Consider the following 12,807-nt stretch of genomic DNA (forward strand, 5'->3'; position numbering starts at 1 on the left):
GGCTCGGTGTGCCCGTAATCCGACAGCGATTTGGGGGGCCGCCGCCACGCGCCATCCATGGCGCGGGGCGGCTAAACCGGCATCCCTGCCGGTTTACCCCCCAAATCACTATCGAATTCCGGCCAGCGTGGTTTAACGGGGCGCCTGAGATCAAGATCAAGATCTAAAGCAAGATCAAGGGCGGCTCGCTTCGCATCGTGGTTAGCGTTGGCTGCTACGTTGTGTAGATACCTATGCTCATCGAAGCTTTTTCAGGCACCGATCTTAATCGATGCCAGCACCTGCTTCTGCCCCATGGAGCACGGCACGCCTTCCGGCTGCGCCCGGACCGCCTCGATCACGCCCAGCAACTGCGCCTTGCTATGAGCCAACTGCGCCTGCATTGCCACCGCCCTCACCCTGGAACCGCAACTGATCAAACACTGGCACGAGGGGCGCGACCTCAACCCGCAACTCAAACCGATCAGTTGGCAGCGCAAACCCTTGGCCGCTCTCGCGACCCTGGCCGTGGTGCGTGACCAGATGCGCCGCCTGAGCCGCGGCCGCTTGCCCGATGCCAAGGTAGCACCGTGGCTGGCGCTGGTGCGCGACCAGTGGTTTATCGCCCGGCGCACCCGGCAATACCGCGCAACCATGACGCAATCTTCACATTAAAGGCGGAGCATTCGCCGTGATCGAACTGTCCCCTATTGATCAGCAGTTTTTAACCTCACTGACGATTGGAGTTCTTCATGGCGAAAATCAACCTGGCCCAGCAATTGGCGACCACCCTTGAACAGGCGGGGATCAAGCGCATCTGGGGCCTGACCGGCGACAGCCTCAACGGCCTCACCGACGCCCTGCGCACCATGGACAGCATCGAGTGGATGCACGTGCGCCACGAAGAAGTCGCCGCCTTCGCCGCCGGTGCCGAAGCGGCGGCCACGGGTGAACTGACGGTGTGCGCCGGCAGCTGCGGGCCGGGCAACCTGCACTTGATCAATGGCCTGTTCGATTGCCATCGCAACCATGTGCCGGTGCTGGCGATTGCCGCACAAATCCCCTCCTCCGAGATCGGCCTGAACTACTTCCAGGAGACCCATCCCCAGGAACTGTTCAAGGAGTGCAGCCACTTTATCGAGCTGGTCACCAACCCCGAACAGATGCCGCACGTGCTGCACCGTGCCATGCGTTCGGCGGTCCTCAACCGCGGCGTGGCGGTGGTGGTGATTCCGGGGGACGTATCGTTGCTGGAAGTCGAAGACAAGCTCAAGCCCTGGCCGGCCCTGCACGCACCGCGCACCCTGCCGGCGGAACAGGACCTGCAGCGCCTGACCGAGATCCTTGAAAGCAGCGAGAAAGTCACCCTGCTGTGCGGCAGTGGCTGCGCCGGTGCCCACGATCAAGTGGTGGCCCTGGCCGACACGCTGGGGGCACCGGTGGTGCACGCCCTGCGCGGCAAGGAGCATGTGGAATGGGACAACCCATTCGATGTGGGCATGACCGGCCTGATCGGCTTCAGCTCCGGCTACCACGCCATGCTCGACTGCGACACGCTGATCATGCTCGGCACTGACTTTCCGTACCGCCAGTTCTACCCCGCCGATGCCAAAATCATCCAGGTCGACCGCAACCCGCAGGCCCTGGGCCGTCGCGCCACGCTGGACCTGGGCATCGCTGCCGATGTGAGCGAGACCCTCGACGCGCTGCTGCCGCGCCTGACCCGCAACACCGACCGCAGCTTCCTCGAGACCTCGCTGAAGCACTACGAAAAAGCCCGCCAAGGCCTGGACGACCTGGCGCAACCGTCAAAGGCCAACCGGCCGATCCACCCGCAGTACGTGGCGCGTTTGCTCAGCGAACTGGCGGACGACGATGCAATCTTCACAGCCGACGTGGGCTCGCCGACGGTGTGGGCGGCGCGCTACCTGAAGATGAACGGCAAGCGTCGCCTGATCGGCTCGTTCAACCACGGCTCCATGGCCAATGCCATGCCCCAGGCGATCGGTGCGCAGGCAGCCTTTCCTGGGCGCCAGGTGATCTCGATGTCCGGCGACGGCGGGTTTGCCATGCTGATGGGGGATTTCATTTCACTGGCGCAGTTGAACCTGCCCGTCAAAGTCATCGTGTTCGATAACTCGTCCCTGGGCTTTGTCGCCATGGAAATGAAGGCCGCGGGCTACCTGGATGCCGGCACCGAGCTGAAAAACCCGGACTTCGCCGCCATGTCCAACGCCATGGGCATCCTCGGCATTCGCGTGGAGCAATCCGAAGACCTGGAACCGGCCCTGCGCCGCGCCCTGGCCCATGATGGCCCGGTGCTGGTGGATGTGGTGACGGCCACCCAGGAACTGGTGATGCCGCCGAGCATCAAGCTGGAACAGGCCAAGGGCTTCAGCCTGTACATGCTCAAGGCGGTGATGAGTGGGCGTGGAGATGAAGTGATCGAGTTGGCGCGGACTAACTGGTTGCGCTGATCCAACACTGAGGGAGGGGGCAAGCCCTAACTCCAGTCAGTTAAACCTGTAGTGAGCGGGCTTGCCCCGCGCTGGGCTGCGCAGCAGCCCCAAAACACAGCCCCGGACCTGCCTGGCACACTGCAGCGCTCTTATTGGGGCTGCTGCGCAGCCCAGCGCGGGGCAAGCCCGCTCACCACAGTTACAGTGTTCATCCTTAACTGACTGGCGTCAGGGCTTGCCCCTCCCACAGTGGACAATGGCGCAGATTCAAGCTGTCTGTTTTTCTACCCATTTGCCGTAGGCATCAATAAATGCCTGCAGGAACGGCCTGGTCTTTTCCGACACCTTGCCGGCGTCATCGAACACGCTGCCCGCTCCGCCCAGGTAGGCTTCCGGCTGCTGCATGCATGGCACATCGAGGAACACCAGGGACTGGCGCAGATGGTGGTTGGCGCCAAAACCGCCAACGGCGCCCGGGGATACGCTGATGATCGCCCCCGGCTTGCCGCTCCAGGCGCTTTGGCCATAAGGACGGGAGCCGACGTCAATCGCATTCTTCAACGGCGCGGGTACGGAGCGGTTGTACTCCGGTGTCACAAACAACACCGCGTCGGATGAACGTACCTGCTGACGGAAAGTACTGTAGGCTGCGGGCGGCGATGCCCCGTCGATGTCCTCGTTGTAGAGCGGCAAATCGCCAATTTCCACAATGTTCAACTTCAGGTTGGCGGGGGCCATTTCGGCCAGTGCCAGGGCGACCTTGCGGTTGATCGAGTCTTTTCTCAGGCTGCCAACCAGGACGGCAATCGTGTAGACCTTGCTCATTGGGTTTCTCGACGTCTGACTAAGGGAGCTTGTAGTTATAAAGGCTTCGCAGTGCGTTCACCAGAAGGTTTTGATAATCCTCCAGACGTTTGGCCCGCGATTTGATGCGTAGGAACCGTCTGAAAATGTCAGCGAATAGTATTTTTTTTCAATAGGTAAACTCCCCCTCTTTATGACGGTCTACAGCACCGCGAATTGAGTGTTTATCTCCAGAGGTTCTAAACAGATGGCAGCAGTACTAGTCGGACAGTTTCATGCCAGAGACGCAGAAGGACGCGTGTATTCGGTGCATGAGTTCCAGGAATCCAACCCGGCGCAAGGCGACCTGGCTGGCTCGGCACCCACCACCACCTACAAGCTGGCCATTGGCGACCGGGTAGAAAAACTCGAAGGCGATGAGTTCAAGCTGATTCAGTCGGGGACCATTATCGTCCGCGAATCGCAGACCGTCCTCGCCTCATAAGCTTGATCGCCCAGGCGTACCTGCTCAGTCCCGGCCATTGACGGCATCGACTGGGCCGGGCGGTCACGGGCTGCGAATTTCCGTCACTTCAAGCCCCGACTCACCGTCCACTTGCTTGAGCGTCACCATCAACCGGCCCCGCTCGCCTTCCACCGCGTACATCACCCGCCTGTAGCCCGGCGAGTTGTACCCCGGATACGCCACCACCTGCTTGACCTGCGTCATGCCCAGCACCGTGCCGACCTGCGCGGCGACTGGCTCCTGGGCACGGATAAATGCCTCAAGCGTGAGGTTTTCCGGAGCTGATTCATCGTGATTGCTGAAGAGATAAGCAGCCACGCACCCTACGGTCACCAGGACCAGCAGTTGCTTGACCGTTACCCCGAGAACTGTCGAGGGCAGAGGCATAGGAGACCAGACCTGTTTTTGTTGTATGTGCCGGTAATCGGCATTGGTCGTTGATGATCAGACTCGCCATTCTAGTGAGGTCCTGGCTGAACGCCAGCGACATACGCGACCCACACCGTCTTTTTTGCGCACGACGGCATGCACCATTGAATCCCCACAGCGCTGCACATAGACTCCGGCCATGCGTTTACGTCATATCGAAGTGATTCAGGCCATCCTGCAGACCGGACACCTCGGCACCGCCGCCGAATGGTTGCAACTTCCCGTGGGCGATGTAGACGCGGCACTCAAGGAGGCCGAGCGGCAATTGGGCTTCATGCTGTTTGCCAGTGTGCGCGGGCGTTTGCAGGCGACACGGGAAACCCTGGAGTTGCAGGCAGAAATAGCCCATGTGTACGAAGCCCTGGAACCGGTGCAACGCCTGGCCAGCCGCTTGAAACACCATCACGCCCCCACCCTGCGCGCCTTGTGCACGCCGCCCCTGGCCAATCAACTGCTGCCCCAGAGCATCGCGCTGCTGCGCCGACGCTTCCAGGACACGCCGTGCAACCTGTCGAGCCAGCCAACCCGGGAAATCGTGCGCAGCCTGCTGCTGCACGAGGCCGAGGTGGGCCTGAGCCTGCATGACCCGGAACATCCGCAAATCCACAGCACGGTGCTGGCCCAAGGCAAATTGCAATTGCTGGCGCCCCACGGCTGGCTCAAGCCCAAGCAGAAGTACATTGCGCTGCAGGACCTGGCCGGGCAAGCGATGATCGGGCTCGAAGGACACGACCCGCTCAGCCGCCTGCTGGACGCCAAGCTGCAAGCCCTGCGCCCGCTGCCGGTGGTGCAGACACGGGTGCAGACCTACCAGATGATGCGCAGCATGGTGGAAGCCGGCGAAGGCCTGGCGATAGTCGACCCATTCACCGCGTTTGGCGCGCGTGAGGCGGGTTTGGATACATGCCCGGTATCGCCGCCGATCCTGGTCAGCCTATATGCGCTGACACTCAAGGATGGCGTGACCTCGCCTGCGCTGAATGCGTTGCTGGAGATCGTCACGCAAAAGGCCCAGGGCCTGCTGGAAAGTTAACGCCGCTCGGCGTCGGTCTTGAACAATCGATACCAGAAAATCGCCACTTCACGGGTTTGCGGGTCGATGCCGCGATAGCGCAGGTGATCGATCCCGCCCATCACGTAGCCGCAACGCTCATACAGACGGCAGGCACCCAAGTTGTTGTTCTGGGTTTCCAGCATCATGCCCGGCAGGTTTTTCTTGCGGCTCCAGAACTGCGCCACATCCAGCAGCGCCTTGGCCACCCCGTGCCGACGGGCAGGCAAGGCCACCGCCAGCTCGTCAACGTGGGCAAAGCCGTTCCAATTGGTGCTGACCACGATATGCCCGACCGCACGATCATCCAGGTAGGCCATGAAGATCGCACTGTCCGGCGCATCGCGAAAACTGGCGAATTCTTCCGGGTCGATGCCATAGCACTTGCGGTACGGCACGATGCGCTCCACGGGCCATTGATCGACCCGCCTGCCCATCTCCGGCACGCCATAGGCACTGACCTCAAAGCTGAAATCATTGCCCCACACGTAGGCGTCGAAGCCCTCGTCGGCGACCCGCACACTGAGCCCTGGATACTTCGGGTTCATTACAGCTTGCATAAACATCCTTAACCCTTGATGCAATCGACGGTGTAACAACGACCACTGCCGTCATCTTCGTGTTGTAACCCGTGAACATCGGCAACAAAACCGGGGAAACTGCTATCGAACGTCCGGGCAAACGCCAGGTAGTCGATGATCGAGCGGGTCGACTCGGTAAAGCGCTCGCCCGGCATGATCAACGGAATGCCCGGCGGATAAGGCACCAGCATCACGGCTGCAATGCGTCCTGGCAAGGCATCAATGGACACGGCCTCCACTTCGCCCCTTACCAATTGGTCATAGGCGTCGGCGGGTTTCATCGCGATTTCCGGCAACACCGTGTACATGCGCTTGAGGTGCCTGGCGGTGGCGTTGCTGCGGTAACAGCCGTGCAATTGATCGCACAGGTCGCGCAAACCCAGGCCCTGATAGCGCGCCGGGCCCTGGGCAAACACCGATGGCAAACAACTGACGAGGCTGACATTCGCGTCGTAACTGCGCTTGAACTCCAGCAACTCGGTGAGCAAGGTACTCCATTTGCCCTTGGTGATGCCCATGGAAAACAACACGAGGAACGAATACAGCCCGGTCTTTTCCACCACCAGCCCACGCTCCCAGAGGAATTTGCTGACCACTGCGGCGGGAATCCCATGCTCGCTCAAGGCACCGCCGGCCGTGAGGCCGGGCATCACCAGGGTCACTTTGATCGGGTCCAGCAGCACGTAGTCTTCGGCCACGTCACCAAAGCCGTGCCAGTCATCCTGCGGCTGCAACAGCCAATCCTCCGTGGCAACGCGGTCGATGCCCGCCACCGACGGCGGCTGCCAGATGGAGAACCACCAATCTTCGGCGGCGATATGCTGGCGCAGGTTGGCCAGGGCGCGGCGAAAACTCAGGGCCTCGTCGAACATTTCCTGCAGCAGCGAGCGCCCGGCCGGGCCTTCCATCATCGCCGAGGCGACGTCCAGCGAAGCAATGATGCTGTACTGCGGCGACGTGGAGATGTGCATCATGAAGGCTTCATTGAAACGGTCGCGGTCCAGTTGACGCGCGCCGCCGTCCTGCACATGGATCATCGAGGCCTGGCTGAACGCCGCCAGCAGCTTGTGGGTGGAGTGGGTGGTGAACACCAGCGGGCTGTCCGGGGTACGCGAGGTGCCCATGCCGTAGCGCCCGGCAAAGAACTCGTGGAACGCCGCATAGGCGTACCAGGCTTCATCGAAGTGCAGCACCTCGACACTGTTGCCCAATTGCTGCTTGATCAGCTCGGCGTTGTAGCACAGGCCGTCGTAGGTGGAGTTGGTGACCACGGCCAGCTTCACCTTGGGGGGCCGGCCGCGGGTCAAGGGGCTGGCGTCGATCTTGGCGCGGATCGATTCCGGGCTGAACTCGCTCAGGGGAATCGGACCGATGATGCCCAATTCGTTGCGCTCCGGGCACAGGTACAGCGGGATGGCACCGGTCATGATGATCGAATGCAACACCGACTTGTGGCAGTTGCGGTCCACCAGCACCAGGTCATCGCGCCCGACCATGGAGTGCCAGACGATCTTGTTGGCGGTGGACGTGCCGTTGATCACGAAAAAGGTATGGTCGGCGCCGAAGTTGCGCGCGGCGCGGGCTTCGGCTTCGGCCAGGGGCCCGGTGTGATCCAGCAGCGAGCCCAGTTCGGGCACCGAGACCGACAAGTCCGAGCGCAGGGTGTTTTCCCCGAAGAACTGATGAAACGCCTGCCCCACCGGACTTTTGCGATAGGCCACGCCACCGCCATGGCCGGGGGTGTGCCAGGAATAGTTGGAGTCGGCGGTGTGTTGCACCAGCGCCTTGAAGAATGGCGGCAGCAGGCCATCCAAATATGTGCGGGCAGCACGGGCCACCTGGCGGGCGAGAAACGGTACGGTGTCTTCGAACAGGTAGAGAATGCCGCGCAGCTGGTTGAGTTCGCTCATGGCATCGGCCGGGGCGTTTTCCAGGGTGACCTGCTCGCCCAGGGCAAAAATCGGCAGGTTCGGCGCCCGCAGGCGGGCCAGGCGGATCAGCTCGACCATGTTTTGCAGCAGGTGGGTATTCTCACCGGCGCCTTCGGCGGCGATCAGCATGCACGCCAGGCCGTGATGGGTCGACGCCACCAGCCGGCCTTCGGCGTAGTCCACGGCGGAAAAGATACTGAAGCCCTCTTGTTCCAACTCCCGGGCGATGCCCCGAACCCGGTCGCCGGCAACGGTGTCGGCCTTGATGTCGCGGTGCACGATAAGCACGGGGAACTTCAGGTCTTTGTACATGAGGGCGTGTAGTCCTGAGGGCTATGCACTCAAGGGTAGAAGCTCGGGGACGATGACGCGAATGAAGATTCTGAAAGCAATGGAGGTCAACCCTGGGAGGGGGCTTGCTCCCGATGACGGTATGCCAGCTCATATTTGATTGGCTGATACACCGCTATCGGGGCAAGCCCCCTCCCACATTTTGATCATACCTACGCAGGGCTATTGTTGTGTTAGCTGGGTCCACAACGCCGGCGCACCCGCCGACTTCGCAATAGCCTCCAACCGCGCCGCATGCTCGGCCAGATCCTGCTCGCTGGCGCGAATGATGGTGGTGGGCTTGCGATCGGCCGGCAGGCGGCGGATTTCCGAAGGGCGGTTGCCCGAGCCTTCCGCCGAGCCAGTGCCGTCGGAGGCATTGCCGGCCAGGGACAGGCTGGTCTGCCCGCCGGTCATGGTCAGGTAAACGTCGGCGAGAATCTCGGAGTCGAGCAAGGCGCCGTGGAGTTCACGGCCGGAGTTGTCGACGCCATAACGTTTGCACAAGGCATCGAGGCTGTTGCGCTGGCCCGGGTGACGCTCACGGGCCATCATCAAGGTGTCGAGGATCGAGCAGTGCTTGGAAATATCCGCACGATCCGTCTGCCCCATCAGGGCAAACTCGTTATTGATGAAGCCGACGTCGAACGCCGCGTTATGGATGATCAACTGGGCGCCGTTGATGAATTCGAAGAACTCATCGGCCACTTCGGCGAAACGCGGCTTGCCCTTGAGGAACTCGTCGGTGATGCCGTGGACGCCGATGGCGCCTTCGTCACTGTCGCGGTCCGGTTGCAGGTAGACGTGGAAGTGACGACCGGTGAGGCGCCGACCCATGAGTTCGACACAGCCGATTTCAATGATCCGGTGGCCGTCGGTCACCGGCATGCCGGTGGTTTCGGTATCGAGTACAACAGATCGGATGGCCATCAGGGTTCAGCTCTCAACGGTGTGGTGTGCAGTGTGGTGTGAGTCAAGGAGCGCGATGTTAACACGTCAACCAGCATCAGCTCTGCTTGTAGCCCCGCACTTCGTCCACACCTCTATTGGCAAGCTGGTCGGCGCGCTCGTTACCCGGATGGCCGATGTGCCCGCGCACCCATTTCCAGGTGATGTCATGGCGGTTGCATTGCTCATCGAGCAATTGCCACAGGTCGGCATTCTTGACCGGCTCCTTGGCCGCGGTCTTCCAGCCGCGCTTCTTCCAATTGACCATCCACTCGTTGATGCCTTTCATCACGTATTGCGAGTCGGTGACCAGCAGCACGTTGCAGCGGCGCTTGAGTTCTTCCAGGCCGCGAATGGCGCCCATCAGTTCCATGCGGTTGTTGGTGGTGTTGGCTTCGCCGCCCCACAACTCCTTCTCTACGCCCTTGCACACCAGCAAGGCGCCCCAGCCGCCGGGGCCGGGGTTGCCCTTGCAGGCCCCATCGGTGAAGAGTTCTACGCTATCGGTCATCGGTTACATCCATCAAGACGGGCAGGTCTGAAATCAAAAAAGTTCTACGGTTCGCTTTGCTTGCGGTTGACCTTGGCCATCGGCATCGGCACCAGTTTGCCCATGGGCTGGCGCAGCACCTGGCGCACCGGCCGCAACCCGACCACGATCTTGCGCGCCACCAATAAATAGAAGCCGCCACCCGACAGTTGCCAGGCGCCCGCGCGGCGTTCCCAACCGGCCAGGCGGCCTTGCCACTTGGCCGAGGCAAGCGGCGGACGATAGCACCCGAAGCGGCGTTTCTCCAGCGCGAAGCCCAGCAGGTTCAGCCAGTCCCCGACCCGTGATGGCGAGATGCAGCGCGCCTGGCGCAGGCCATCATGGGCGAACACATGGCGCAGGCCCCAGCTGCTCCAAGGGTTGATGCCGATAATCAGCAAATGGCCACCAGGGCGCACGCTGCTCGCCGCTTCACGCAGCAGACCGTGGGGCGACAGGCAGAAATCCAGGCCATGCTGCAACACCACCACATCGGCGGCGTGCTCGCTCAATGGCCAGGCCTGTTCTTCGCAGACAATCTCCACCCCCGGCAACGGCGCGCCCAGGCGCACGTTGCGTTGCACCTGGGGCGCGGCGGGCGGGGTCTGGGCCGACGGACCGTAATGCACCAGGTAGCCGCCAAAGAAACGACCCAACTCGTCTTCGAGCATGCGCCGTTCTTCATCCAGCAGAAATTGCCCGATGGGCCCGGACAGCCATTCACGGGCTGCGCCGATCAGGGCCAGCCACTCAGGATCGGCCTGGGCGAACGCTTTATCAGTCATTGCATTCTCCAACTCGCCTAGACGTTCTAAGATGCACCAATGTGTTCAGCTTGGCGAATCGAAGAATGATACAGATCAGTGCCCTGCCCGCCTTCACCGATAACTACATCTGGTTGCTGCAGGACCCGCAGACCCAACGGTGTGCCGTGGTCGATCCCGGCGATGCCGCGCCGGTACTGGCCTGGCTCGAGCAAAACCCGACGTGGACCCTCAGCGACATCCTGATTACCCACCATCACCACGATCATGTCGGCGGTGTCGAGCAACTCAAGGGTGTGAGCGACGCCAAGGTGTATGGTCCGGCCAACGAGACGATCCCGGCGCGGGACATCGCCCTGCGGGATAACGACCGCATCAGCGTGCTGGGCTGGGACTTCGACGTCTATGCCGTGCCCGGCCACACCCTGGGCCATATCGCCTTCTACCACCAGGGCGTGCTGTTCTGTGGCGACACCCTGTTCGCCGCCGGTTGTGGCCGCCTGTTCGAAGGCACGCCGGAACAGATGCACACCTCCCTCGAGCGCCTGGCCGCCCTGCCCGCCGACACCCTGGTGTACTGCACCCACGAATACACACAAAGTAACCTCAAGTTTGCCCAGGCGGTGGAACCGCAGAATGCCGACATCTCCGAACGGGTGGAAAACGTCCGTCAGCTGCGGGCCCGGGGCGAGATGACGCTGCCGTCCAACCTGGCCCTGGAAAAGCGTACCAACCCCTTCCTGCGCACCTCTGAAACATCCGTTAAACAAAAAGCGGACGAACGGAATGGCCGCGACAACCGCTCTGGGGCCGAGGTATTTGCTAGCTTGAGGGCGTGGAAAGATAAGTTCTAAAGGGACGCAATCTGATACGTAATTTCTGAATGGTTGACCGGAACCAAAGTGCTTTCTAGAATCGCCCGACATTTTTGCCCGGAACTTACTTCCAGCCAATGTCGTCATCTATTCGTAAATCCAACCATTCAGACGCATTGACCCGCCTGGCTCAAGCTGTGGCGGTGGCTGTGTCCGCCACGCTGGCGGGCTGCCAATCGACAAATTTCGCCGCACAATCCACCGTGCAACCCAAGCCCAACCTTACCGCCAAGATCAAGCAGAAACCCGTCATCTGGCTTTCAGAGAAGCCTGCTCCAGAAGTACCCCAGGACGTGTGGGAACGCATGCGCCGCGGCTTTCAATTGCAGGACAACGTGGGCGTCAACCCGCGTATCGAGCAACAGCGCCTGTGGTTCGCCAGCAACCCGTCCTTCCTGGAGAACGCCGGTGAACGCGGCAGCCTCTACATTCATTACATCGTCGAACGCCTTGAAGAACGCAACATGCCCCTGGAGCTGGCGCTGCTGCCGGTGATCGAAAGTGCCTACAACCCGATGGCGTATTCGCGCAGCGATGCCGTCGGCCTGTGGCAGTTCATCCCCTCCACCGGGCGCTACTTCAACCTGCGCCAGACCCGCGCCTACGACGGCCGCCGCGACATCACCGCCTCCACCACCGCCGCTCTGGACTACCTGACCCGTCTGCACGACATGTTCAACGGCGACTGGCTGCTGGCCCTGGCCGCCTATAACGCCGGCGAAGGCACGGTGAGCCGGGCCATCGAGCGCAACGAGAAGCTCGGCCTGCCCACCGACTACTGGAACCTGCCCCTGCCCCAGGAAACCAAGGACTATGTGCCCAAGTTCCTGGCGCTGTCCCAGGTGGTGCTGGCCCCCGAGGCCTATGGCGTCAACCTGAACCCGATTGCCAACACGCCGTACTTCGAAGTGGTCGAGGTCAAGCAAAGCATGGACCTGTCGCGGGTTGCCGCGCTGGCCGAGATCGACGAAGACGAACTGTTCCAGCTCAACCCGGCGCTCAAGCAACGCACCACCCTGGATGGCCCGCAGCACCTGCTGGTGCCGAGCTCCAAGGCACAATTGCTCACCAGCACCCTTTCGACGATGAAGCCGGAAGAATTGCTGGCGATGCGCCCGAAAAAGCAGGTGTTCGACGAAGTCGAGACTGCTCGGGTGGCCGGCCGCACCCGCAGCTACAAGGTGCGCAGTGGCGACAACCTCACGCTGATCGCCAAGGCGAACAAGGTCGATGTGCATGACCTGCAGCGCTGGAACAAACTCAACGGCCAGGCCCTCAAGGTCGGCCAGACCCTGGTGATGCAGGACACCCGCAAGCTGGTGGCCAAGGCCGACAGCAAGAAGCCGGTGCAGTACAAGGTCAAGAAAGGCGACTCGCTGTACATCGTCGCCAAGCGCTTCAACGTCGAGATGCAACATCTCAAGCGTTGGAACCCGCGTACTGGCCAGGCGCTGAAGCCTGGGCAGATGCTGGTGGTTTCCGGGCCGCGCTAAGGTTTCAAGAACCCCGGAGAACCAATGTGGGAGGGAGCTTGCTCCCACATTGGTTCTACATCATCCCGACTGGCTTTTTCCATCCGGAACAAGCTGTTACTGTACCGATCATAAAGCCCAAGCCGCCTG

Annotated in this window: 12 protein-coding genes and 2 pseudogenes; 6 read left to right on the forward strand and 8 right to left on the reverse strand. The window is 61.6% G+C overall.

All coding sequences use genetic code 11. The annotated features are described in order from the left end of the window. Positions 1 to 251: 251 nt before the first annotated feature. Positions 252 to 383 (reverse strand): annotated as a pseudogene (locus BFQ01_RS31970) (MerR family transcriptional regulator); the annotation flags it as partial. Between BFQ01_RS31970 and BFQ01_RS31975 the strand changes: the two are divergent. Beyond that, positions 376 to 654, forward strand: a pseudogene (locus BFQ01_RS31975) (2,4-dienoyl-CoA reductase); the annotation flags it as partial. The pseudogenes BFQ01_RS31970 and BFQ01_RS31975 sit on opposite strands and share 8 nt — an antisense overlap. A gap of 77 nt (positions 655 to 731) precedes the next feature. Continuing rightward, positions 732 to 2,456, forward strand: coding sequence for a ubiquinone-dependent pyruvate dehydrogenase (poxB, locus tag BFQ01_RS28510; protein WP_065927910.1), 1,725 nt, complete (start codon positions 732 to 734; stop codon positions 2,454 to 2,456). 249 nt (positions 2,457 to 2,705) lie between these two features. Here the strand turns inward: poxB and BFQ01_RS28515 are convergent, their stop codons facing one another. Next, positions 2,706 to 3,263, reverse strand: a complete 558-nt coding sequence (locus BFQ01_RS28515) for an NADPH-dependent FMN reductase (protein ID WP_027606488.1) — start codon at positions 3,261 to 3,263, stop codon at positions 2,706 to 2,708. A gap of 226 nt (positions 3,264 to 3,489) precedes the next feature. Here BFQ01_RS28515 and BFQ01_RS28520 point away from each other — a divergent pair, with 226 nt between their 5' ends. Further along, the gene (locus BFQ01_RS28520; protein ID WP_065927911.1) at positions 3,490 to 3,726 is read left to right on the forward strand and encodes a hypothetical protein; all 237 of its coding nucleotides are present in this window, start codon (positions 3,490 to 3,492) and stop codon (positions 3,724 to 3,726) included. Between the two features lie 63 nt (positions 3,727 to 3,789). On the opposite strand, the gene BFQ01_RS28525 is transcribed toward BFQ01_RS28520, so the two are convergent. Beyond that, positions 3,790 to 4,134 carry a hypothetical protein gene (locus BFQ01_RS28525; RefSeq protein ID WP_065927912.1) on the reverse strand — a complete coding sequence of 115 codons (345 nt, stop codon included), beginning with the start codon at positions 4,132 to 4,134 and terminating at the stop codon, positions 3,790 to 3,792. A gap of 181 nt (positions 4,135 to 4,315) precedes the next feature. Between BFQ01_RS28525 and BFQ01_RS28530 the strand changes: the two genes are divergently transcribed. Then, positions 4,316 to 5,209, forward strand: a complete 894-nt coding sequence (locus BFQ01_RS28530; RefSeq protein WP_065927913.1) for a LysR substrate-binding domain-containing protein — start codon at positions 4,316 to 4,318, stop codon at positions 5,207 to 5,209. Here BFQ01_RS28530 and BFQ01_RS28535 read toward each other — a convergent pair. The 5 genes from BFQ01_RS28535 to BFQ01_RS28555 all read right to left on the reverse strand — a co-directional run bounded on the left by BFQ01_RS28535 (position 5,206) and on the right by BFQ01_RS28555 (position 10,331). Next, a complete protein-coding gene (locus tag BFQ01_RS28535) occupies positions 5,206 to 5,775 on the reverse strand; it encodes a GNAT family N-acetyltransferase (RefSeq protein ID WP_027606492.1) in 570 nt (189 codons plus the stop codon). The genes BFQ01_RS28530 and BFQ01_RS28535 overlap by 4 nt on opposite strands. A 20-nt stretch (positions 5,776 to 5,795) precedes the next feature. Continuing rightward, entirely contained in the window at positions 5,796 to 8,051 is a 2,256-nt protein-coding gene (locus tag BFQ01_RS28540; protein WP_065927914.1) for an Orn/Lys/Arg family decarboxylase, read from the reverse strand. 201 nt (positions 8,052 to 8,252) lie between these two features. Beyond that, complete coding sequence (dnaQ, locus tag BFQ01_RS28545; RefSeq protein ID WP_176718769.1) at positions 8,253 to 8,993, reverse strand: DNA polymerase III subunit epsilon; 741 nt, start codon at positions 8,991 to 8,993, stop codon at positions 8,253 to 8,255. 82 nt (positions 8,994 to 9,075) lie between these two features. Next, positions 9,076 to 9,528, reverse strand: coding sequence for a ribonuclease HI (gene rnhA, locus BFQ01_RS28550; protein WP_003173571.1), 453 nt, complete (start codon positions 9,526 to 9,528; stop codon positions 9,076 to 9,078). A gap of 44 nt (positions 9,529 to 9,572) precedes the next feature. Further along, the gene (locus BFQ01_RS28555; protein WP_053134936.1) at positions 9,573 to 10,331 is read right to left on the reverse strand and encodes a class I SAM-dependent methyltransferase; all 759 of its coding nucleotides are present in this window, start codon (positions 10,329 to 10,331) and stop codon (positions 9,573 to 9,575) included. A 65-nt stretch (positions 10,332 to 10,396) separates the two neighbouring features. Between BFQ01_RS28555 and gloB the strand changes: the two genes are divergently transcribed. Then, positions 10,397 to 11,164, forward strand: coding sequence for a hydroxyacylglutathione hydrolase (gene gloB / locus BFQ01_RS28560; protein ID WP_065927916.1), 768 nt, complete (start codon positions 10,397 to 10,399; stop codon positions 11,162 to 11,164). A 98-nt stretch (positions 11,165 to 11,262) separates the two neighbouring features. Beyond that, positions 11,263 to 12,678 (forward strand): lytic transglycosylase domain-containing protein, encoded by a 1,416-nt coding sequence (locus BFQ01_RS28565; protein WP_065927917.1) that lies wholly within the window; start codon positions 11,263 to 11,265, stop codon positions 12,676 to 12,678. Positions 12,679 to 12,807 lie beyond the last annotated feature (129 nt).

The organism is Pseudomonas sp. 8 R 14 (assembly GCF_900005955.1).
Classification (GTDB): domain Bacteria; phylum Pseudomonadota; class Gammaproteobacteria; order Pseudomonadales; family Pseudomonadaceae; genus Aquipseudomonas; species Aquipseudomonas marginalis.